The following is a 21669-nucleotide window of genomic DNA, read 5'->3' as shown; positions in this document are numbered from 1 at the left end:
CAGGCCAAACAGGTCCTGCCCTTTTTCTTGAACCGTAGGTAGAGCGGGCATCATGGAAAAAACTCAAACTCCTCAAGCCACGTCGCCCCTGGCCACGTGGCTTTGTTATCTCGAAAACCTTCACTCTAAAACCATTGAGCTTGGCCTTGAGCGGGTAAAGAAAGTTGCCACGACGCTTGAGGTACTAAAACCGGCGCCCACGGTGTTTACGATTGCCGGAACCAACGGCAAGGGTACAACGTGCCGCACGCTGGAAAAAGTGTTGATGGCGGCGGGATATAGCGTTGGCGTCTATAGTTCACCGCACCTGGTGCGCTATACCGAACGCGTACGCGTGCAAAGCGAAGAGCTGGACGAGGCTTATCACACGGCGGCATTTGCCCAAATTGAGGCCGCGCGCGGCGAAACTTCACTGACCTATTTTGAGTACAGCACCCTGTCGGCGCTCCTGTTGTTTAAGCAACTGGCGGTGGATGTGGCGATCCTTGAAGTGGGCCTGGGCGGGCGTCTGGATGCGACCAATATTGTCGATGCCGACGTGGCTGTGGTTACCAGTATCGCGCTGGATCACACCGACTGGCTGGGGCCAGACCGCGAAAGCATCGGGCGTGAAAAAGCGGGCGTGTTCCGCGGTGGGAAACCGGCCATCGTCGGCGAGCCAGATATGCCACACACCATTGCCGATGTGGCGGCGGAAAAGGGCGCTCGGTTGCTGCGCCGTGATGTGGATTGGTCATATCAAGTGGATGAAGAAAGCTGGAGCTTTAAAGATGCTCAGGGTGAGCTACATGATTTACCGCTGCCGCTGGTTCCACAACCGAATGCCGCAACGGCACTTGCCGCATTGCGGGCAAGCGAACTAAACGTCAGTCATGCCGCTATGATTCAAGGCATTGAAGAGGCGACGTTGCCGGGGAGATTCCAGGTGATTTCGCAAGAGCCGTTGGTTATTCTCGATGTGGCGCACAACCCTCATGCGGCAGGGTATCTGGCCGGGCGTATCGCGCAGCTTCCGAAACGTGGGCGCGTGCTGGCGGTTATCGGCATGCTGCATGACAAAGACATCGCCGGTACGCTGGCCTGTTTGTCGCCTCAGGTTGATAGCTGGTATTGTGCTCCATTAGAAGGCCCGCGTGGTGCGACGGCGGAACAGCTGATTGAACATCTCGGTCAGGGCGAAGTCTATGGCAGCGTGGCGCAGGCCTGGCGTGCCGCAATGAAGGCCGCCACGGAAAATGATACCGTGCTGGTATGTGGTTCATTTCATACTGTAGCCCACGTAATGGAAGCGTTGGACGCGGAGAAAGCTGGTGGCGAGTAAGTTTCAGAATCGATTAGTCGGAACCATTATTCTGGTCGCATTGGGGGTGATTATCCTGCCAGGGCTGCTTGATGGTCAGAAAAAGTACTATCAGGATCAGTTTGCCGCTATCCCTCTGGTGCCAAAACCGGGTGACACCGACGAGCTGGATATGCTGCCTGCGGCGACTCAGGCGCTGCCTTCGCAGCCACCGGAAGGCGCGGCAGAAGAGGTAAGGGCGGGTACGGCAGCGGCACCCGGGCTGGATATTGCCTCACTGCCAGGCGATAACGGTGCGGGTATTGACGAAGTCCCCCTTACCCGCGAGCAGCCCAGGCTGAAGCCGGCGATTGAGAAGCCAAAACCTAAACCAGCAGCAAAACCGCACGGCAGGGCGGAGGTCGATCAAACCGAAGAACGCCTGGCGATGATGAGTGAAGAGCCGCCTGCGCCTGCAAAACCTGCCCAGCAAGAAACGGCCGAGCAGGCCCCCGTCGGGAAAGCTTACGTGGTGCAGCTCGGTGCCTTGAAGAATGCCGATAAAGTCAATGAAATTGTTGGTAAACTACGCGGCGCCGGGTTCCGTGTTTACACTTCACCGTCGACGCCAGTTCAGGGTAAAGTCACCCGAATTCTGGTAGGGCCGGATGCTTCGAAAGACAAGCTGAAATCGTCTCTGGGTGAGCTGAGTGCAATTTCCGGTTTGAACGGTGTGGTCATGAATTATACGGCTCGCTAGAGAGTTTTAACCCTCACCCCTCCCCTCTCTCTGCAAAGAAGAGGGGGGAAAGACAGCGCCCTCGCCCCACTGGGGAGAGGGACAGAATGAGGGGAAAATTCTGCGGCAATAGGGCAAAAAACCAATGGCGTTGAGCCTTTTTTCAACGCCATTATTTATTTACGCGGGGGAAGGAAATCCCTACGCAAACGTTTTCTTTTTCTGTTAGAATGCGCCCCGAACTGGACGTCAGGGCGATTTGTCGTGGGATTTGTTCATGGTCTGGATAGATTACGCCATTATTGCGGTCATCGGCTTTTCGGCTCTGATTAGCGTTATTCGTGGGTTTGTGCGTGAAGCGTTATCGCTGGTAACCTGGGGCTGTGCTTTCTTTGTCGCCAGTCATTACTACACTTACCTGTCAGTCTGGTTCACCGGCTTTGAAGACGAACTGGTACGTAATGGAATAGCTATCGCGATACTGTTTATCGCGACACTCATCGTCGGGGCGATAGTCAATTATGTGATTAGCGCGCTGGTTGAGAAAACCGGCCTGTCGGGTACAGACAGGGTGTTGGGGATCTGTTTTGGTGCGTTACGTGGCGCACTGATCGTCGCCGCCATTCTGTTCTTTCTTGATACGTTTACTGGTTTTTCGAAGAGTGACGACTGGCAAAAGTCGCAGCTTATTCCGCAATTCAGTTTCATCATCAGATGGTTCTTTGACTATCTGCAAAGCTCGTCAAGTTTCTTGCCCCGGCCGTAGCGCGGGGGTTATGGCTTAATGAGGAAAAGACAACATGTGCGGTATTGTCGGGATCGCCGGTTTTATGCCGGTAAACCAGTCTATTTATGACGCGTTAACGGTGCTTCAGCATCGCGGGCAGGATGCCGCAGGCATCGTCACTATTGATGCCTTAAACTGTTTCCGTCTGCGTAAAGCTAACGGTCTGGTGAGCGATGTGTTTGGCGCTATTCACATGCAGCGCCTGCAGGGAAATATGGGGATCGGCCATGTGCGATACCCCACGGCAGGCAGCTCCAGCGCTTCTGAAGCCCAGCCTTTCTACGTTAACTCCCCGTATGGTATTACCCTTGCACACAACGGTAATCTGACTAACGCCCACGAACTGCGCCAGAAGCTGTTCGAAGAAAAGCGTCGCCACATTAACACCACTTCCGATTCTGAAATCCTGCTTAATATTTTCGCCAGCGAGCTGGATAATTTCCGCAATTACCCGCTGGAAGCAGACAATATTTTTGCCGCTATTGCCGCAACCAACCGCCAGATTCGCGGCGCGTATGCTTGTGTGGCGATGATTATCGGCCACGGTATGGTGGCGTTCCGCGATCCGAACGGGATTCGCCCGCTGGTGATGGGCAAGCGTGATTTAAATGATGGCCGCACCGAATACATGGTGGCCTCCGAAAGCGTGGCGCTTGATACGCTGGGCTTCGAATTCCTGCGCGATATCGCACCGGGCGAAGCGGTGTACATCACCGAAAAAGGGCAGCTGTTTACCCGCCAGTGTGCTGACAACCCAACCAGCAACCCATGCCTGTTCGAGTACGTTTACTTTGCGCGCCCGGACTCGTTCATCGACAAAATTTCCGTTTACAGCGCCCGTGTGGAAATGGGTAAAAAGCTCGGTGAGAAAATTGCTCGCGAGTGGGAAGATTTGGATATCGACGTGGTTATCCCGATTCCAGAAACCTCGTGCGACATCGCGCTGGAAATCGCCCGTATTCTCGACAAGCCGTACCGTCAGGGTTTTGTGAAAAACCGCTACGTGGGCCGCACGTTTATCATGCCGGGCCAGCAGCTGCGCCGTAAATCGGTGCGTCGTAAACTCAACGCCAACCGCGCCGAATTCCGTGATAAAAACGTGCTGCTGGTGGATGACTCCATCGTGCGCGGGACCACTTCTGAGCAGATTATCGAAATGGCGCGTGAAGCCGGTGCGAAGAAAGTCTATCTTGCCTCCGCGGCGCCAGAGATCCGCTTCCCGAACGTTTACGGTATTGATATGCCCAGCGCCAACGAACTGATTGCTCACGGTCGTGAAGTTGATGAGATCCGTCAGCTGATCGGTGCAGACGGTCTGATTTTCCAGGATCTGAACGATCTGATTGAGGCGGTTCGGGTGGAGAATCCGGATATCACGCAGTTTGAATGTTCGGTGTTCAACGGTATCTACGTGACCAAAGATGTGGATCACGAATACCTTGAGTATCTTGAGTCGCTGCGTAATGACGATTCACAAGCGATTGCCCGTCAGAACGAAGTGGAAAACTTAGAGATGCATAACGAGGGTTAAAGCCATCCTCACCGTCACCCTCTCCCGGAAGGAGAGGGTGACCATTTCTTGCATCCCTGCCCATCTTGCGGCAAAGTCAGCCCAGATAAACTCCACGGGCGAATGAAAAATATGAAACGGTTAATTGTTGGGATTTCAGGTGCCAGTGGCGCAACTTACGGTGTGCGACTGCTTCAGGTACTGCAACAATTACCGGACATCGAAACGCATCTTATCCTGAGCAATGCAGCCCGCCAGACACTCGCGTTGGAAACCGATATTTCCTTACGAGAAGTTCAGGCCTTTGCCGATGTGGTTCACGACTCGCGTGATATCGCCGCCAGCCTTTCCTCTGGCTCTTTTAAGACCCACGGCATGGTCATATTGCCTTGCTCAATCAAAACCCTTTCAGGCATTGTGCATAGCTATACCGATGGTCTGCTAACGCGTGCGGCAGATGTGGTGCTAAAAGAGCGGCGCCCGCTGGTGCTCTGCGTGCGTGAAACGCCGCTGCATCTTGGCCATTTGCGTTTAATGACCCAGGCTGCCGAGTTGGGGGCGGTGATTATGCCGCCAATGCCAGCGTTTTATCATCGTCCGCAAAGCGTGCAGGATATCATTGACCAGACGGTCAACCGGGTGCTCGATCAGTTTGATATTGAGCTGCCAGAAGACTTGTTCGCTCGCTGGAGTGGAGCATAAGCTCTGCGCCAGCGTGGTGCATCACAAAACCCTGCGCCTCATCATGGGGCGATTTTGCAATCCCGATCACTTCCAGAACATTTATCCGTTATTTTCCACCGTTAATGCTTTTTCCTCATACCAGACCTGCTATCTTTCATTCTTGTGACGGAGTTGTAACTTTTATTTAACACAAAAATGCACACTTTCTTTCACGCAGGAAAAAGTGGCATAAGAACTGCAACTCTGGTCTGCAACACAAAACAAACACAACACGACATCACACATAATAAGATCCGTAAACCTGGGAGTTACGCATGAAAAAGCAAGTTCTCGCTCTGTCTTTGCTGCTTGGCCTGAGCACCACCGCAAGCGTCTTCGCAGCACTTCCACAGAGTCTTCGTCTGGGTACGGACACCACCTACGCGCCGTTTTCTTCTAAAGATGCAAAAGGGGATTTTGTTGGTTTCGATATCGATCTCGGCAATGAGCTTTGTAAACGCATTAATACCCAATGCACGTGGGTAGCAAGTGACTTTGACGCGCTGATCCCTTCGCTGAAAGCAAAGAAAATTGATGGCATTATCTCTTCACTGTCGATCACGGAAAAGCGCCAGCAAGAGATCGCTTTCTCAGACAAACTCTATGCGGCCGATCCCCGCCTGATCGCGGTCAAAGGTTCGCCGATTAAACCGACGCTGGATTCCCTGAAAGGCAAGCACATCGGGGTATTGCAGGGATCTACTCAGGAAGCGTATGCCAATGCTGAATGGCGTACCAAAGGTGTTGATGTTGTGGCTTATGCCAACCAGGATCTGATCTATTCTGATCTGGCGGCGGGGCGTCTGGATGCAGCATTCCAGGATGAAACCGCCGCAAGTGAAGGCTTCCTGAAACAGCCTGCGGGAGCAGGCTATGAGTTTGCAGGCCCGTCTGTGAAAAACAAACAGTACTTTGGTGACGGCACCGGTATTGGCTTGCGTAAGGACGATACCGAGCTGAAAGCGGCTTTCGACAAAGCGCTGGCAGAGATGCGTAAAGACGGCACTTACGACAAATTTGCGAAGAAGTACTTCGACTTTAATGTTTACGGTCAATAAGGTTATCCCGTAGTCTGTAGCCCGGCTGCGCTTCAGGGCCGCCGGGCTGAATAGAATTGCAATCCAGTTTTCGCTGATTGCACCTGCCTGGTGCGCAAATGCAGGATTGCACCAAAATGGTGTGCTGCATGCATCCTATTGGTGCATGGTGTTTTTCCTGTTTAAGGATGCGTCATTAATGTCGCGCTATAGCGGGCGAAAAACACTATATTAATATGCATAAATTGGCATGAAACATGCAATTTTATCCGGTTGAAAATCAATCGCGTATAAAAACAGTGACTTCGAGGATAATTATGAACAAGCCGATCATCGCGCTTTCTTTGGTGCTGGCATTTTCCAGTGTTTCCACAGCGTTTGCCGCTATTCCTGAGAACTTACGCATTGGTACTGACCCGACTTATGCACCGTTCGAGTCGAAAAATGCGCAGGGCGAATTAGTCGGATTTGATATCGATCTGGCAAAAGAACTCTGCAAACGCATCCAGACTAACTGTACCTTCGTAGAAAACCCACTTGATGCGCTGATCCCCTCGTTAAAAGCGAAAAAGATCGACGCGATTATGTCGTCCCTTTCAATTACGGAAAAACGCCAGCAAGAGATTGCCTTCACCGATAAACTTTACGCCGCAGACTCGCGTTTAGTGGTGGCAAAAGGCTCTCCTGTTCAACCCACTATTGAGTCCCTTAAAGGTAAGCGCGTCGGCGTTCTGCAAGGCACGACTCAGGAAACCTTTGGTAATGAGCACTGGGCGCCTAAAGGCATCGAAATTGTCTCTTACCAGGGCCAGGATTCTATCTACGCAGACCTGACGGCGGGCCGTATCGACGCTGCATTCCAGGATGAAGTTGCGGCCAGCGAAGGCTTCCTGAAACAGCCGGTGGGTAAAAATTACCAGTTCGGCGGCCCGTCGATTAAAGACGAAAAGCTGTTTGGCGTCGGTACCGGTATGGGCCTGCGTAAAGACGACACTGAATTACGCGCAGCGCTGAATAAAGCGTTTGCCGAAATGCGTAACGACGGAACCTACGAGAAGTTAGCGAAGAAATACTTCGATTTTGACGTTTACGGTGGTTAACAGTCACCAGTGGTTAAACCTGCCCGCCTGGGCAGGTTAAGTTTGTGCAGACGCTGACGACAGGATACGCACCATGCTGTACGGTTTTTCAGAAGTCATTTTTAGAGGAGCGATCGTCACGCTGGAACTGGCGCTGAGCTCCGTTATCCTCGCCGTTATTATTGGCCTGGCGGGAGCCGGGGCCAAATTATCTAAAAATCGCCCGTTGGCCATGCTGTTTGAAGGCTACACTACCCTGATTCGCGGCGTTCCCGATCTGGTGCTGATGCTGCTGATTTTCTATGGCCTGCAAATGGCGCTTAACGTATTAACGGACTCGCTTGGTGTCGCACAATTTGATATCGACCCGATGGTTGCGGGTATCATTACGCTCGGTTTTATCTACGGCGCCTATTTTACCGAAACCTTCCGCGGGGCTTTTATGGCCGTGCCTCGTGGGCATATCGAAGCGGCTACCGCCTTCGGTTTTACCGGTTCGCAAACTTTCCGCCGTATTCTCTTCCCGGCCATGATGCGCTATGCGTTACCCGGTATTGGGAATAACTGGCAGGTTATTTTAAAGGCCACCGCGCTGGTTTCGTTGTTAGGCCTGGAGGATGTGGTTAAGGCCACGCAGCTGGCCGGGAAAAGTACCTGGCAGCCATTCTACTTTGCGATTGTCGCAGGCTTAATCTACCTGTTCTTCACCACGGTATCGAATGGGGTATTGCTCTGGCTTGAACGCCGTTACTCCGTTGGCGTGAAGAGGGCCGAGCTATGATCGACATTATTCAGGAATACTGGAAAGCGCTGCTGTGGACCGACGGCTATCGCTTTACCGGCGTTGCCATCACGCTGTGGCTGCTGATTTCATCGGTAGTGATGGGCGGCATCCTGGCGCTGTTTTTGGCGATTGGCCGCGTGTCCAGCAACAGGTTTATTGCGTTCCCCATCTGGCTGTTTACCTATATTTTCCGTGGCACGCCGCTGTATGTGCAGCTGCTGGTGTTTTACTCGGGCATGTACACGCTTGAAGTGGTGAAAGGAACCGTGCTGCTAAATGAATTTTTCCGCAGCGGCCTGAACTGCACGGTGCTGGCGCTGACGTTAAACACCTGCGCGTATACCACTGAAATCTTCGCCGGGGCGATTCGCTCAGTCCCACATGGCGAAATTGAGGCCGGGCGGGCTTACGGTTTCTCGCCATTCAAAATGTATCGCTGCATTATTTTGCCTTCGGCGTTACGCATCGCGCTGCCTGCTTACAGCAACGAAGTGATTCTGATGCTGCACTCCACGGCGCTGGCGTTCACCGCCACGGTACCGGATCTGCTAAAAATCGCCCGCGATATCAACTCCGCGACCTACCAGCCGTTTACCGCCTTTGGCATTGCGGCGGTGTTATACCTGTGTATTTCTTATGTGCTGATTAGATTGTTCCGCAAGGCTGAGCAGCGCTGGCTGCAGCATGTTAAACCCAGCTCTTCGCATTGAGTGTTCAAGATGACTGATAAAAAATTAAGCGTTACCGACCTGCACAAGCGCTACGGCCAACATGAAGTGTTGAAGGGCGTCTCATTACAAGCCAACGCCGGCGATGTGATAAGCATTATTGGTTCTTCGGGCTCCGGGAAAAGTACCTTTTTGCGCTGCATCAACTTCCTCGAAAAGCCGAGTGAAGGCACGATTATCGTCAATAACCAGAACATTAATCTGGTACGCGACGGGGACGGGCAGTTGAAAGTGGCCGATAAAAACCAGCTCCGTTTGCTGCGCACGCGCCTGACCATGGTGTTCCAGCATTTCAACCTGTGGAGCCACATGACGGTACTGGAAAACGTGATGGAAGCGCCGATTCAGGTGCTGGGCCTGAGCAAGCAGGAAGCGAAAGAGCGGGCGGTTAAATACCTGGCGAAAGTCGGTATTGATGAGCGCCAGCAGGTGAAATACCCGGTGCATCTTTCCGGCGGCCAGCAGCAGCGCGTTTCTATTGCGCGCGCGCTTGCCATGGAGCCTGAAGTGTTGCTGTTCGACGAGCCGACCTCGGCGCTTGATCCTGAGCTGGTAGGCGAAGTGCTGCGTATTATGCAGAAGCTGGCCGAAGAGGGAAAAACCATGGTGGTGGTAACCCATGAGATGGATTTTGCGCGCCACGTATCCAACCATGTGATTTTCCTGCACCAGGGGTTAATCGAAGAAGAAGGCACGCCGGAAGAGCTGTTTGGCAACCCGAAAAGTGCGCGTTTGCAGCAGTTTTTGTCGGGATCGCTGAAGTAGTTTTCCCTCACCTATCCCCTTTCCCTGAAGGAAAGGGGATAGAACGGTTTTCTCCTTCTGCAGGGGAAGAAGGCCGGGATAAGGGCGCGTTCTAGCGCACCACATCCCCCAGCGCTTCCTCCAGATCGTACCAGCGAAAGCCAAACCCAGACTCCTCAAGCCGTTTGGGCAGCGCTCGTTGCCCGCCTAATACCAGCACCGAGGATTCCCCCATCATTAACCTGACCGCCGCGGCGGGTACGCGTATAAATGCCGGACGCTTCAGTACATGGCACAACGCGTGGGAGAACTGTTCGTTACGAACCGGGTAGGGTGAAACCATATTAAACGGCCCGCGCAGGTCGTTATCGAGCAGCCACAAAATGCCATTCACCATATCGTCGATATGGATCCACGCCAGATACTGCCGCCCGTCGCCCATCGGCCCGCCCAGGCCTAAGCGGAATATCGGCAGCAGCTTCGCCAGGATGCCGCCTTTGGGGGCCAGTACCACGCCGGTACGCAGCAGACAAACGCGAGTCTGCTCACTCTGCGCGCCACAGGCGATTTGTTCCCAGCGGGCGCACAGCTTGTGGGTAAATTCATTGTGCGGCGGCTCATCTTCATTGACGACGACTTCGCCGAGGTTGCCGTAGTAACCAGCAGCAGAACCGGAAATCAACACGGCAGGGGGCGTCTGGCTTGCTTTAAACATCTCAACCAGGCGTTCGGTTATCTGCCAGCGGCTTTGGCACAGACGCTGTTTCTGCACTTGCGTCCAGCGTTTATCGGCGATGGGTTCCCCTGCCAGGTTGATGACCGCAGCAAAACCATCGAGATTAGGATGATCGTGAAGCCCTTTCCAGAGCGTCACTGTTGAGCCCAGCAGCCTGCGGGCCTTATCGGGGTTGCGGGTGACGACGGTGACGTCGTGTCCTAACTCCTGCAAGCGTGGAATCAGATGGCTGCCAATCAGGCCGGTTCCACCGGTAATCAGTATCTGCATGCTTGTCTCCTGCCGTTTGCTTACCTGCGCCAGCTCAGCGTCATGGATACCGAGTCGGCGTAACGTAGCGCGTGAAGTTTATCAATCTCTACCTCAGCATAAGATACCCACGGGTGGTCACATGCGATATTGAGCACATCCTGAGTTAATTTTTCCAGTAAAGAGAAGCGGCTATTCTCAACCAACTGAATGATTTGTTTGGTGATGGTGCGGTAGTTCAACGCATCGTTGATGTCTTCACTGGCGCGGGCTTTATCTGCCGGATAATGAATGGCAACGTTAATCACGATATCCTGGCGGTTGGCAATCTCTTCTTCCTTGATGCCAATAAAGGTGCGCAGGCGTAAGTTCTTGATGCGAATAATCGCGTCTGGCTGTGGGGATGGCATTGCAGGTTTCCTCCATGTATTAATTTCCCGTCCCAGAATACACGAGGAATAACGTAGCGCCCATGCCGGGCGCTCAGGAGTTAAATTTTTTGCGCCTGGCCATATGCTCGTTCGGTTGCCGGGCGTGAATGAATGCGCTCAAACCAGTTTTGCACGGCGGGGAAATTTGCCAGATTAATGCGCTGGCGCTCGTGAGAAACCGTCCACGGATAAGTTGCAATATCGGCAATACTGTATTTATTGCCGCCCAGCCACGGGGTTTTCTCTAGCTGTTTATTCAGCACGCCGTACAGACGCTGGGTTTCTACCTGATAACGTTCGATAGCGTAAGGAACCGGCTGTGGGGCAAAGTGGTTGAAATGATGATTTTGCCCAAGCATCGGGCCGAAGCCACCCACCTGCCAGAACAGCCATTGCAGCGTTTGGGCGCGTTCACGCGGCTCTTTGCTTAATAGCTCGTTAGTCTTTTCCGCCAGATAAAGCAGGATTGCGCCAGACTCAAATAAACTCAGCGGGCCCCCGCCATCCGTTGGCTGGTGGTCAATAATGGCCGGAATTTTATTGTTGGGGGAAATCGCTAAAAAGGCAGGCTGAAACTGCTCTCCTTTGCCAATATCAATACGATGAAGCGTATATTCCAGACCCGCCTCTTCCAGAAACAACGCGATCTTATGCCCGTTGGGTGTGGGTGCATAGTAAAGGTCAATCATGGGATGCCCATCCTGATGTCAGCATTTTTCATCAACCTATCGAGTATAGACTTTTTCAAAAAATTGCCTTGAGGATAAGTTTTGTTTAAGTGACAGGGGGTATTTTCCCCTCTATGTTCAATATCCTGGAAAGCTAATTTATGGGGATGCTATGAGCCAGCCGACAATAACGCTGTGGTCCGACGCCAATTTTTTTAGCCCGTATGTGATGTCTGTTTATGTCGCTCTCAAAGAGAAAGGCCTGAGTTTTACTCTGCAAACTGTTGATCTTAATAGTGGGCAGCATCTGCAGCCCGGCTGGAAAGGGTATCAGCTGACGCGGCGCGTTCCGGTGCTTGCGGTCGATGACTTTTTGCTGACGGAATCCTCCGCCATTGCCGAGTATCTTGAAGAGCGCTTTGCGCCTCCGACCTGGGAGCGTATTTATCCCCATAACCTCGAAAAACGCGCCCGTGCCCGGCAAATTCAGGCGTGGCTGCGCAGCGATTTAGTGCCGATTCGTGAAGAGCGGGCAACGGATGTGGTGTTCGTGGGGGTGAAGAAGCCGCCATTGACGGAGAAAGGAGCGGCGGCGGCGCAAAAACTTATCACGACGGTAGAAAATTTATTACCTGCCGGTCAGCAAAATCTTTTTGCTGAATGGTCGCTTGCTGACACCGACCTCGCGCTGATGCTTAACCGCCTGATACTCAATGGTGATGACGTGCCTGAACGCCTGCAAGAGTACGCCGCATTTCAGTGGCAGCGCGCGTCGGTGCAGCGTTTCCTGGCACTTTGTGCAAAGCATTCTGGCTGATTAGCCCCATAATTCGCTATGATAATTTCGCTTATCATTAACAGGAATAGGGTTTTATGAAGCTGATGTTTGCCTCGGATATCCACGGTTCGCTACCCGCTACCGAGCAGGTGCTGGCGCACTTTGAGCGCAGTGGTGCTAATTGGCTGATATTGCTGGGAGATTTACTAAATCACGGGCCGCGTAATGCGCTTCCCGTGGGGTATAATCCAGCCGCCGTGGCCGAGCGGTTTAACAGCATGGCTGAAAGCATTATTGCGGTGCGGGGGAACTGCGATAGTGAAGTTGATCAGATGCTGCTCGAATTCCCCATTACCGCACCCTGGCAGCAGATATTGCTGGCAGAGCAACGTTTATTTATTACCCACGGCCATCTGTATCACCCGGATAAACTGCCGCCGCTGGCAGATAACGACGTGCTGGTTTTTGGTCACACGCATCTGCCGGTGGCGAAGAAGCAAGAATCGGTTTATCTGTTTAATCCCGGCTCGGTGAGCATTCCGAAAGGTGGGTTTGCCGCGAGTTACGGTATGCTAAACGACGGTGTTCTGAGCATTCACGCACTGAATAACGCTGGGGTTATTGCGCAGGTGGAGATTACCCCGTAACTTACCGTGAATTAAACCGATAACGCGCCAAAGAGCGCCCTGAATAAGGTTTCCCTAATGGCGGAACAGAGTCATTTTATTGGCACGGAATGGGTAGATATTGTCAATGAAGACAATGAAGTGATCGCGCAAGCGAGCCGTGAGCAAATGCGTGCGCAGCGTTTACGCCATCGCGCGACCTATATCGTGGTTCACGACGGTATGGGTAAGATTTTGGTGCAGCGCCGGACTGAAACCAAAGATTTTATGCCGGGCATGCTGGATGCCACCGCAGGCGGCGTGGTGCAGGCCGACGAGCAACTGCTTGACTCTGCACGCCGCGAGGCTGAAGAAGAGCTGGGGATTGCCGGTGTGCCATTTGCCGAACACGGGCAGTTCTATTTTGAAGATACCCACTGCCGGGTGTGGGGAAGCCTGTTTAGCTGTGTTTCTCACGGCCCCTTTGCCCTGCAGGAAGCAGAGGTCAGCGAAGTCTGCTGGATGTCCCCTGAAGAGATTACGGCCCGCTGTGACGACTTCACGCCTGATTCGCTCAAAGCGCTGGCGCTGTGGATGACGCGCAATGCTAAAAATGAGTCTCAGCATACGGCTGTAGCGGATTAATTCATTCAGACTCCAGCCCCGGGTAATTTTCGGGGCAGCAGCAATAAAAAAGGCCGCACATCAATGCGGCCTTTTTGCTTCTCAGAAAACGTTAGTCTTGTTGAGAAGACTGGATCGCGGTCAGTGCGATGGTGTAAACGATATCGTCTACCAGCGCGCCACGAGACAGGTCGTTAACCGGTTTACGCATGCCTTGCAGCATTGGCCCGATAGAGATCAGGTCCGCTGAGCGCTGTACCGCTTTATAGGTGGTGTTACCGGTGTTCAGATCCGGGAAGATGAACACGGTAGCACGGCCCGCAACCGGTGAGTTTGGCGCTTTGGACTTAGCCACATCAGCCATAACCGCGGCGTCATACTGCAATGGACCGTCGATCATCAGGTCAGGGCGTTTTTCCTGAGCCAGGCGAGTCGCTTCGCGAACTTTCTCTACATCGCTACCTGCACCAGAAGTACCGGTGGAGTAGGAGAGCATCGCAACGCGTGGCTCGATGCCGAATGCAGCAGCGGAATCCGCAGACTGAATGGCGATCTCTGCCAGCTGCTCAGCAGTTGGGTCCGGGTTGATCGCGCAGTCGCCGTAAACGTAAACCTGTTCAGGCAGCAGCATAAAGAACACAGAAGAAACCAGAGAGCTACCCGGAGCGGTTTTGATCAGCTGCAACGGAGGACGAATGGTGTTCGCCGTGGTGTGAACCGCACCGGAAACCAGGCCGTCAACTTCGTCCTGCTCAAGCATCAGCGTGCCCAGCACTACGTTGTCTTCCAGTTGCTCACGAGCAACGGCTTCGGTCATGCCTTTGCTCTTACGCAGCTCAACCAGACGCGCCACGTAGCTTTCGCGAACCACTTCTGGATCGACGATTTCGATGCCAGCGCTCAGCTCAACGCCCTGTGCTGCGGCAACACGGGTGATTTCATCCGGGTTACCCAATAGTACGCAAGTTGCGATACCACGTTCAGCACAAATCGCGGCGGCTTTCACCGTACGCGGCTCGTTACCTTCCGGCAGAACCACACGCTTACCGGCTTTACGTGCCAGCTCGGTGAGCTGATAACGGAACGCTGGTGGAGACAGGCGGCGGCTGCGCTCAGAAGTTGCCGTCAGTGATTCGATCCAGCCCGCATCAATGTGGCTTGCCACATATTCCTGCACTTTTTCGATGCGCTGATGGTCGTCCGTTGGCACTTCCAGGTTGAAGCTTTGCAGGCTCAGGGAGGTCTGCCAGGTGTTGGTGTCAACCATGAACAGCGGCAGGCCGGTGGCGAATGCTCGCTCGCACAGTTTGCTCACGCGTGGGTCCATTTCGTAACCACCGGTCAGCAGGATCGCACCGATCTCCACGCCGTTCATGGCGGCCAGGCACGCTGCAACCAGCACGTCTGGACGGTCTGCGGAGGTTACCAGCAGGGAACCTGGGCGGAAGTGCTCCAGCATGTGCGGAATGCTGCGCGCACAGAAGGTCACAGACTTCACGCGACGCGTTTTGATGTCGCCTTCGTTGATGATGGTGGCGTTCAGGTGACGTGCCATATCGATGGCGCGTGTCGCTATCAGATCGAAGCTCCACGGCACACAGCCCAGAACGGGCAGCGGGCTGTCAGCAAACAGCTCTTTAGGATCGATATTGGCGATGCTCGCTTTAGTCGAGTCATCGAAAATCTCAGACAGGTCAGGGCGGGTACGGCCTTGTTCATCAACCGGGGCGTTGAGTTTGTTAATGATAACGCCGGTGATGTTGGTGTTTTTGCTGCCGCCAAAGCTGCTACGAGCCAGCTCGATACGCTCTTTCATCTGCTGCGGGGAGTTGTTACCCAGAGACATCACGAAGACGATTTCAGCATTCAGCGTTTTGGCAATCTCATAGTTCAGAGACTGGGCGAACTGATGCTTGCGGGTAGGGACCAGACCTTCAACCAGCACCACTTCAGCATCTTTGCTGCTGGCGTGGTAGTTAGCGATGATCTCTTCCATCAGCACGTCTTGTTGGTTGCTCGACAGCAGCGTCTCAACGTGATGCATATGCAGCGGCTCGGCAGCTGGAATGCTGGAGTTGGCGCGCACGATGCTGGTGGTTTGGTCAGGAGTATCGCCACCGGTACGTGGTTGAGCGATAGGTTTGAAAACGCTTAGGCGAACGCCTTTTTGTTCCATAGCACGGATAACACCAAGGCTGACGCTGGTCAGGCCGACGCTGGTTCCGGTAGGGATCAACATAATAGTACGGGACACGGTATAACCTCTTTCGTATTCGTAAGGATTCGCTTACGAGGACTCAGAAAACAACACCGCCAGCTTGCGCTGGCGGTAAGGAGAATCAAGCGGTCAGGCGAGATGCATCCTGAGCGATAACCAGTTCTTCGTTGGTCGGAATGACCATCGCAGGAACGGTACCCTCTTTGTTAATGTAGCCTGATTTACCAAAACGCGCAGCCAGGTTACGTTCATGGTCAACTTCAAAGCCCAGAACGCCCAGTTTGCCCAGAGACAGTTCACGTACCATTGCGGCGTTCTCACCGATACCGCCGGTGAATACCACGCCGTCCAGGCGACCGTCCATCAGCGCAGTGTATGAGCCGATGTATTTTGCCAGGCGGTGGCAGAAGACGTCCATTGCACGCCTGGCATCGGCTTTGGTCTGGTAGTTATCTTCAACATAACGGCAGTCGCTGGTGACTTCAGTCAGACCCAGCAGGCCAGACTCTTTGGTCAGCATTTTGTTGATGTCATCAACGCTCATGCCCAGAGAGTCATGCAGGTGGAAGATGATAGCCGGGTCGATGTCACCAGAACGGGTGCCCATCACCAGGCCTTCCAGCGGAGTCAGACCCATAGAGGTGTCAACGCACTGGCCGTTACGAATAGCAGAAACGGAACCGCCGTTCCCCAGGTGGCAAGTGATAATATTCACTTCTTCCACCGGCTTGTTCAGCATTTTCGCGGCTTCCTGAGTCACATAGTAGTGGCTGGTGCCGTGTGCGCCGTAGCGACGAACGCCGTGCTCTTTGTACAGTTTGTACGGCAGAGCATAGAGATAAGATTCTTCTGGCATGGTCTGGTGGAACGCGGTGTCAAACACAGCAACGTTTTTATCAGCCAGTTTAGGGAAGGATTTCAGTGCTTCCGCGATACCGATCAGGTGCGCCGGGTTATGTAATGGTGCAAAAGAAGCGGTATCTTTGATACCCTGAATCACGGTCTCGTCGATAATTACAGAGCTGGTGTATTTCTCGCCGCCGTGAACAACACGGTGGCCGATAGCGGTCAGCTGCTCGGACAATTCAGGTTTTTGTGCCAGAATGGTATTAACCATAAAGTTAAGAGCTTCGCTGTGAGCGGCGCCTGCACCCAAAGCCGCTTCTTGTTTACCGCCATCCATTTTCCACTTGATACGCGCTTCTGGAAGATGGAAACATTCGGCTAAACCAGAAAGGTATTCGTCACCGTTGAGTGCATCAATGATTGCAAATTTCAGTGAAGAGCTACCGCAGTTCAGAACCAGTACTAACTTACTCGACATGGAAGTACCTACTATTAATATGTGGCTAAAAAAACGTCAGTTAGTCTCTCAGCGTAGCGCATGATGAGCCTGACATTTATGATTAACGTCATGCCAGAAGCGTTTTTTTGGCACGACAAACAAATACTCTTGAGTTTACGCCATGTTGCGTGATTTTCTGGCAACGGCTAACTAAGTAAAAATTGACAACCTGCGGTTTCCCTTCTACGGCCATCAAGGCCGGCACAGGATACCCGATTGCGGCAGCTAAAGACAAAAGATTTTGAACCATGTAATTTAGAGTTGCTGTTTTGCACGAAAATTTTATTTTTTATCTGTGAAGTTGAGGTAGAGCCATGTCGACACCCCAAAATAGCCACGTAAGCTGGTTTAGCCTGTTCAGCCGTGGACAACACTATTCGAAGACCTGGCCTGTCGATAAACGCCTCGCCCCGGTCTTTATTGAAAATCGAGTTATCCGCGCCACGCGCTTTGCCATTCGCTTTATGCCGCCTCTCGCGGTGTTCACGCTGAGCTGGCAAATTGCTCTTGGTGGCCAATTAGGCCCCGCCGTCGCTACCGCTTTATTCGCCTGTAGTCTGCCAATGCAGGGATTATGGTGGCTGGGCAAACGTTCCGTGACGCCGCTGCCGCCGACGATTTTGAGTTGGTTTTACGAAGTGCGCGGTAAATTACAGGATGCCGGGCAGGCGTTAACGCCTGTCGAAGGCAAGCCAGATTACCAGGCGCTGGCCGACGTTCTGAAGCGTGCTTTTAAGCAGCTGGATAAAACTTTTCTTGATGATTTGTAAAATCCCTGCCGTTACGCCTATATAGAAAGGATATTTTTTCGCGGGCTCACTCACCCCGCGCAACAGGAGCTAAGAAATGGAAATGACTCACGCCCAGCGTCTGATTTTATCGAATCAGTACAAAATGATGACCATGCTCGATCCGGATAATGCCGAGCGCTATCGCCGCCTGCAAACCATCATCGAGCGTGGCTACGGCCTGCAAATGCGCGAACTGGATCGTGAGTTTGGTGAGCTGACGGAAGAAACCTGCCGCACCGTTATCGATATTATGGAGATGTACCACGCGCTGCATGTCTGCTGGACTAACCTGAAAGATAACCAGCAAATTGACGAACGCCGCGTAACTTTCCTCGGCTTTGATGCGGCCACAGAAGCTCGCTTGCTGGGCTATGTTCGCTTTATGGTGAATATTGAAGGCCGTTACACCCATTTTGATGCGGGTACTCATGGCTTTAATGCGCAAACTCCAATGTGGGAAAAATACCAGCGGATGTTGAAAGTATGGCATTCCTGCCCGCGTCAGTATCATCTAAGCGCCAACGAGATTGCGCAAATCATTAATGCCTGAGGGGAGAGTCGTCTTGAAGTGCAAAGGTTTTTTGTTTGATTTGGACGGGACTCTGGTCGACTCCCTGCCTGCCGTTGAGCGTGCCTGGATTAACTGGGCTAAACGCTTCGATATTTCACCGCAGGAAGTTTTAGGCTTCATTCATGGCAAACAGGCGATGACTTCGCTGCGTCATTTTATGGCGGGTGCCCCTGAGGAAGCTATTCAGCAGGAATTCTTGCGCCTCGAAAAAATCGAGTCAGAAGATACCGACGGTATCGTGGCTTTGCCTGGCGCCGCTGAACTGCTGGCCCATTTGAGCGAAGCGGGCATTCCGTGGGCTATCGTCACTTCGGGTTCACTGCCGGTTGCCTCTGCTCGCCGTGCAGCGGGAGGATTACCGGCTCCGGAAGTGCTGGTGACTGCTGAACGTGTGGCTCGGGGCAAACCTGAGCCGGATGCTTACCTGCTCGGCGCTCAACTACTCGGGCTTGAGCCTGAAGAGTGCGTGGTGGTGGAAGATGCGCCAGCAGGCGTGCTTTCAGGCCTTGCTGCGGGTTGCCATGTGATTGCGGTAAACGCTCCGGCCGAGACACCTCGCCTTGAACATGTCGATTATGCGCTGCATTCATTAACCGAATTGCTGGTGCAGAAGTTGCCAGACGGCAGCGTTGAAGTATTCAGAAAACACTAAACACATGATTTAGCCCCGCGATAGCGGGGCTTTTTTATGGCATGATTTTTCCCCCAGAGACAACTCACAAGGACTTGTTTTGAACTCGGAACTCGTTTGGGTTTTATCGCTGTTAGCGGTAGCGGTGGTACTGTTTGCCACTGGAAAAGTACGTATGGACGCGGTAGCACTGCTTGTCATCATTGCATTTGTCCTCAGCGGCACCCTCACTCTTAGCGAAGCCTTTTCTGGCTTTAGCGATCCCAACGTTATTTTGATTGCCGCGCTGTTTATTATTGGCGACGGCCTCGTGCGCACCGGCGTTGCCACAAAAATGGGCGCCTGGCTGGTAGATGTCGCAGGCAGCAGTGAAACTAAAATGCTGGTTTTGCTGATGCTAACCGTGGCAGGTCTTGGCGCGTTTATGAGCTCCACGGGCGTTGTCGCGATATTTATTCCGGTGGTTTTAAGCGTTTCCATGCGAATGAAAACCTCACCGTCGCGCCTGATGATGCCGCTGAGTTTTGCTGGCCTGATTAGCGGCATGATGACGTTGGTCGCCACGCCGCCAAATCTGGTGGTCAATAGTGAACTATTGCGTGAAGGTCTTCAGGGTTTCCACTTCTTCAGCGTGACGCCGATTGGCCTGGTGATTTTGCTGTTGGGCATTATTTATATGCTGTTCGCCCGCTTTGCGCTAAACGGCCAGCATAAAGAAGACGGTAAACAAGACTGGCGCCGCCGCACGTTCCGCGATTTGATCAAAGAATACCGTCTGACCGGCCGGGCGCGCCGCCTGACAATCCGCCCGGGCTCTCCAATGGTAGGCCGCCGTCTGGATGATTTAAAGCTGCGCGAGCGCTATGGTGCGAACGTTATTGGTCTTGAGCGCTGGCGCAAATTCCGTCGGGTGATTGTTAATGTCACTGGAGTCACCGAATTTCGCGCGCGCGATGTTTTGTTGATTGATATGTCTGCATCAGAGGTCGATCTGCGTGAATTTTGTCGCGAGCAGATGCTTGAACCTATGGTGCTGCGCGGCGAGTATTTTTCGGACCAGGCGCTGGACGTTGGCATGGCTGAGGTTTCGCTGATCCCCGAGTCAGAACTCATTGGGCAAACGCTGCGCGAAATAGCCTTCCGCACGCGTTACGGCCTGAACGTGGTAGGGCTGCGCCGCAATGGGGAAGCGATGGAAGGGGTGCTGGTGGATGAAGCCCTGCAGCTTGGCGATATCTTGCTGGTGGTGGGCGACTGGAAACTGATTAGCCAGCTGCAATTGAAAGGCCGTGATTTCCTGGTGCTTAATTTGCCCGTGGAGGAAGGGGAGGCGTCGCCTGCCCATAGTCAGGCACCACATGCGGTCTTCTGTCTTGCGTTAATGGTCGCATTGATGCTGACCGACGAAATTCCCAATCCCATTGCCGCGATGATTGCCTGCCTGCTGATGGGTAAATTCCGCTGTATTGACATGGAAAGCGCCTATAAAGCGGTGCACTGGCCAAGCATTATTTTAATTGTCGGCATGATGCCGTTTGCCCTTGCGCTGCAAAAAACGGGCGGCGTTGATCTGATCGTCAATGGATTAATGCAGCTGGGCGGGGGCTATGGCCCGCATCTGATGTTGATTTGCCTGTTTGTGATGTGCGCGGCAATTGGGCTGTTTATTTCCAATACGGCGACCGCCGTCTTAATGGCGCCTATTGCGCTGGCCGCCGCGAAGACGATGGGGGTTTCACCTTACCCGTTCGCCATGATCGTCGCACTTGCCGCCTCTGCTGCATTTATGACCCCGGTCTCGTCCCCTGTAAACACGCTAGTTCTGGGGCCGGGGAACTATAAGTTCAGCGACTTTGTGAAGATGGGCGTGCCGTTCACCATCATTGTGATGGTGGTGAGCGTAGTGATGGTGCCGATGCTATTTCCGTTTTAGTTTATGGTATAGACAGCCCTCTGCCTGAGGGAGCAAAGATAGATCCCCACTCCTGCGGGAGGGGGCGGTCTCACCAAACTACAGCGGTGAATCCTGGCTTATCTCATCAAGCGACAGCTGGAAGCTTGGCACAAAGACATTCATAAAATAGTCCATCTCTTCGCTGTGCCTGTCCGCCAGGGTCTTCTCAAGGCGGCTTTTCGCCAGCAGAAACTCATTATTCCCGGCCGACAGCTCTTCAAGGCATTTCAGATAGGCGCATAGTGCATCAGCCTGCTTCACAATGGCTCTTTCTTCATCGCTACTCTGATGTTCATCGATCAGCGGCGCCCAGATATCCCGCAGCTCTTCGGGCACCATATCAATCAGTTTCTGCTGGGCGATTTTTTCGATGGCTTTGTATTCATGAGCGATTTGCGAGTTGAAATACTTCACCGGCGTCGGCAGATCCCCGGTCAGCACTTCACTGGCATCGTGATACATGGCCAGCAGAGCAACGCGCTCGGCGTTAATCTGCCCGTTAAATTTGCGGTTTTTAATCACCGCCAGCGCATGAGCGACCATCGCAACTTGCAGACTATGCTCTGAAACATTCTCGGTACGCACATTGCGCATCAGCGGCCAGCGATTGATTAATTTCAGGCGTGAAAGGTGGGCGAAGAAATGGCTCTGGCTCATA

Annotated in this window: 23 protein-coding genes; 17 read left to right on the top strand and 6 right to left on the bottom strand. The window is 53.2% G+C overall.

Annotated elements, in window-relative coordinates; genetic code table 11:
• Positions 1 to 52 precede the first annotated feature (52 nt).
• The 10 genes from folC to hisP all read left to right on the top strand — a co-directional run bounded on the left by folC (position 53) and on the right by hisP (position 9431).
• Positions 53 to 1321 carry a bifunctional tetrahydrofolate synthase/dihydrofolate synthase gene (gene folC / locus EHN07_RS02960; RefSeq protein ID WP_124022714.1) on the top strand — a complete coding sequence of 423 codons (1269 nt, stop codon included), beginning with the start codon at positions 53 to 55 and terminating at the stop codon, positions 1319 to 1321.
• A complete protein-coding gene (gene dedD / locus EHN07_RS02955) occupies positions 1311 to 2039 on the top strand; it encodes a cell division protein DedD (protein ID WP_124022713.1) in 729 nt (242 codons plus the stop codon). The genes folC and dedD overlap by 11 nt, the downstream gene beginning before the upstream one ends.
• A gap of 256 nt (positions 2040 to 2295) precedes the next feature.
• On the top strand, positions 2296 to 2784 hold the full coding sequence (gene cvpA / locus EHN07_RS02950; protein WP_034458856.1) for a colicin V production protein: 489 nt from the start codon (positions 2296 to 2298) through the stop codon (positions 2782 to 2784).
• A 34-nt stretch (positions 2785 to 2818) separates the two neighbouring features.
• Positions 2819 to 4336, top strand: a complete 1518-nt coding sequence (gene purF / locus EHN07_RS02945) for an amidophosphoribosyltransferase (RefSeq protein ID WP_064512741.1) — start codon at positions 2819 to 2821, stop codon at positions 4334 to 4336.
• Positions 4337 to 4447: 111 nt separating this feature from the next.
• A complete protein-coding gene (locus tag EHN07_RS02940) occupies positions 4448 to 5017 on the top strand; it encodes a UbiX family flavin prenyltransferase (protein WP_124022712.1) in 570 nt (189 codons plus the stop codon).
• 296 nt (positions 5018 to 5313) lie between these two features.
• Complete coding sequence (gene argT / locus EHN07_RS02935; protein ID WP_124022711.1) at positions 5314 to 6096, top strand: lysine/arginine/ornithine ABC transporter substrate-binding protein ArgT; 783 nt, start codon at positions 5314 to 5316, stop codon at positions 6094 to 6096.
• A gap of 296 nt (positions 6097 to 6392) precedes the next feature.
• Positions 6393 to 7175 carry a histidine ABC transporter substrate-binding protein HisJ gene (gene hisJ / locus EHN07_RS02930; protein ID WP_124022710.1) on the top strand — a complete coding sequence of 261 codons (783 nt, stop codon included), beginning with the start codon at positions 6393 to 6395 and terminating at the stop codon, positions 7173 to 7175.
• Between the two features lie 73 nt (positions 7176 to 7248).
• Positions 7249 to 7935: a histidine ABC transporter permease HisQ gene (locus EHN07_RS02925; protein WP_124022709.1), complete on the top strand. Its 687-nt coding sequence runs from the start codon at positions 7249 to 7251 to the stop codon at positions 7933 to 7935.
• Complete coding sequence (locus tag EHN07_RS02920; protein ID WP_124022708.1) at positions 7932 to 8648, top strand: ABC transporter permease; 717 nt, start codon at positions 7932 to 7934, stop codon at positions 8646 to 8648. Before EHN07_RS02925 ends, EHN07_RS02920 begins: the two co-directional genes overlap by 4 nt.
• 9 nt (positions 8649 to 8657) lie before the next feature.
• Positions 8658 to 9431, top strand: a complete 774-nt coding sequence (gene hisP, locus EHN07_RS02915; RefSeq protein WP_124022707.1) for a histidine ABC transporter ATP-binding protein HisP — start codon at positions 8658 to 8660, stop codon at positions 9429 to 9431.
• A gap of 91 nt (positions 9432 to 9522) precedes the next feature.
• On the opposite strand, the gene EHN07_RS02910 is transcribed toward hisP, so the two are convergent.
• The 3 genes from EHN07_RS02910 to yfcG form a co-directional block, all read right to left on the bottom strand.
• A complete protein-coding gene (locus EHN07_RS02910) occupies positions 9523 to 10416 on the bottom strand; it encodes a TIGR01777 family oxidoreductase (protein WP_124022706.1) in 894 nt (297 codons plus the stop codon).
• 20 nt (positions 10417 to 10436) lie between these two features.
• The gene (gene folX / locus EHN07_RS02905; protein WP_124022705.1) at positions 10437 to 10805 is read right to left on the bottom strand and encodes a dihydroneopterin triphosphate 2'-epimerase; all 369 of its coding nucleotides are present in this window, start codon (positions 10803 to 10805) and stop codon (positions 10437 to 10439) included.
• 80 nt (positions 10806 to 10885) lie between these two features.
• The gene (yfcG, locus tag EHN07_RS02900; RefSeq protein WP_124022704.1) at positions 10886 to 11515 is read right to left on the bottom strand and encodes a GSH-dependent disulfide bond oxidoreductase; all 630 of its coding nucleotides are present in this window, start codon (positions 11513 to 11515) and stop codon (positions 10886 to 10888) included.
• Positions 11516 to 11666: 151 nt separating this feature from the next.
• Here yfcG and yfcF point away from each other — a divergent pair, with 151 nt between their 5' ends.
• The 3 genes from yfcF to yfcD are packed head-to-tail and all read left to right on the top strand — an operon-like array spanning position 11667 to position 13522.
• The gene (gene yfcF, locus EHN07_RS02895; RefSeq protein WP_124022703.1) at positions 11667 to 12311 is read left to right on the top strand and encodes a glutathione transferase; all 645 of its coding nucleotides are present in this window, start codon (positions 11667 to 11669) and stop codon (positions 12309 to 12311) included.
• Between the two features lie 56 nt (positions 12312 to 12367).
• Complete coding sequence (gene yfcE / locus EHN07_RS02890) at positions 12368 to 12919, top strand: phosphodiesterase (RefSeq protein WP_124022702.1); 552 nt, start codon at positions 12368 to 12370, stop codon at positions 12917 to 12919.
• Between the two features lie 57 nt (positions 12920 to 12976).
• The gene (gene yfcD, locus EHN07_RS02885; RefSeq protein ID WP_124022701.1) at positions 12977 to 13522 is read left to right on the top strand and encodes an NUDIX hydrolase YfcD; all 546 of its coding nucleotides are present in this window, start codon (positions 12977 to 12979) and stop codon (positions 13520 to 13522) included.
• Positions 13523 to 13613: 91 nt separating this feature from the next.
• Here yfcD and pta read toward each other — a convergent pair whose 3' ends face one another.
• Positions 13614 to 15755, bottom strand: a complete 2142-nt coding sequence (gene pta, locus EHN07_RS02880; RefSeq protein WP_124022700.1) for a phosphate acetyltransferase — start codon at positions 15753 to 15755, stop codon at positions 13614 to 13616.
• Between the two features lie 85 nt (positions 15756 to 15840).
• Positions 15841 to 17043: an acetate kinase gene (gene ackA / locus EHN07_RS02875; RefSeq protein WP_124022699.1), complete on the bottom strand. Its 1203-nt coding sequence runs from the start codon at positions 17041 to 17043 to the stop codon at positions 15841 to 15843.
• 335 nt (positions 17044 to 17378) lie between these two features.
• Between ackA and yfbV the strand changes: the two genes are divergently transcribed.
• The 4 genes from yfbV to EHN07_RS02850 all read left to right on the top strand — a co-directional run bounded on the left by yfbV (position 17379) and on the right by EHN07_RS02850 (position 20990).
• Complete coding sequence (yfbV, locus tag EHN07_RS02865; RefSeq protein WP_124022698.1) at positions 17379 to 17834, top strand: terminus macrodomain insulation protein YfbV; 456 nt, start codon at positions 17379 to 17381, stop codon at positions 17832 to 17834.
• A gap of 76 nt (positions 17835 to 17910) precedes the next feature.
• The gene (locus EHN07_RS02860; RefSeq protein WP_124022697.1) at positions 17911 to 18405 is read left to right on the top strand and encodes a YfbU family protein; all 495 of its coding nucleotides are present in this window, start codon (positions 17911 to 17913) and stop codon (positions 18403 to 18405) included.
• A gap of 13 nt (positions 18406 to 18418) precedes the next feature.
• Complete coding sequence (locus EHN07_RS02855) at positions 18419 to 19078, top strand: sugar phosphatase (protein WP_425267165.1); 660 nt, start codon at positions 18419 to 18421, stop codon at positions 19076 to 19078.
• Between the two features lie 79 nt (positions 19079 to 19157).
• On the top strand, positions 19158 to 20990 hold the full coding sequence (locus EHN07_RS02850; protein ID WP_124022695.1) for an SLC13 family permease: 1833 nt from the start codon (positions 19158 to 19160) through the stop codon (positions 20988 to 20990).
• A 78-nt stretch (positions 20991 to 21068) separates the two neighbouring features.
• On the opposite strand, the gene yfbR is transcribed toward EHN07_RS02850, so the two are convergent.
• Positions 21069 to 21668 carry a 5'-deoxynucleotidase gene (yfbR, locus tag EHN07_RS02845; RefSeq protein ID WP_124022694.1) on the bottom strand — a complete coding sequence of 200 codons (600 nt, stop codon included), beginning with the start codon at positions 21666 to 21668 and terminating at the stop codon, positions 21069 to 21071.
• Position 21669 lies beyond the last annotated feature (1 nt).

The organism is Buttiauxella warmboldiae, from assembly GCF_003818135.1.
Classification (GTDB): Bacteria; Pseudomonadota; Gammaproteobacteria; order Enterobacterales; family Enterobacteriaceae; genus Buttiauxella; species Buttiauxella warmboldiae.
Note: the sequence above shows the minus strand (reverse complement) of the source record. Positions and strands in the feature narration are given on the sequence as shown.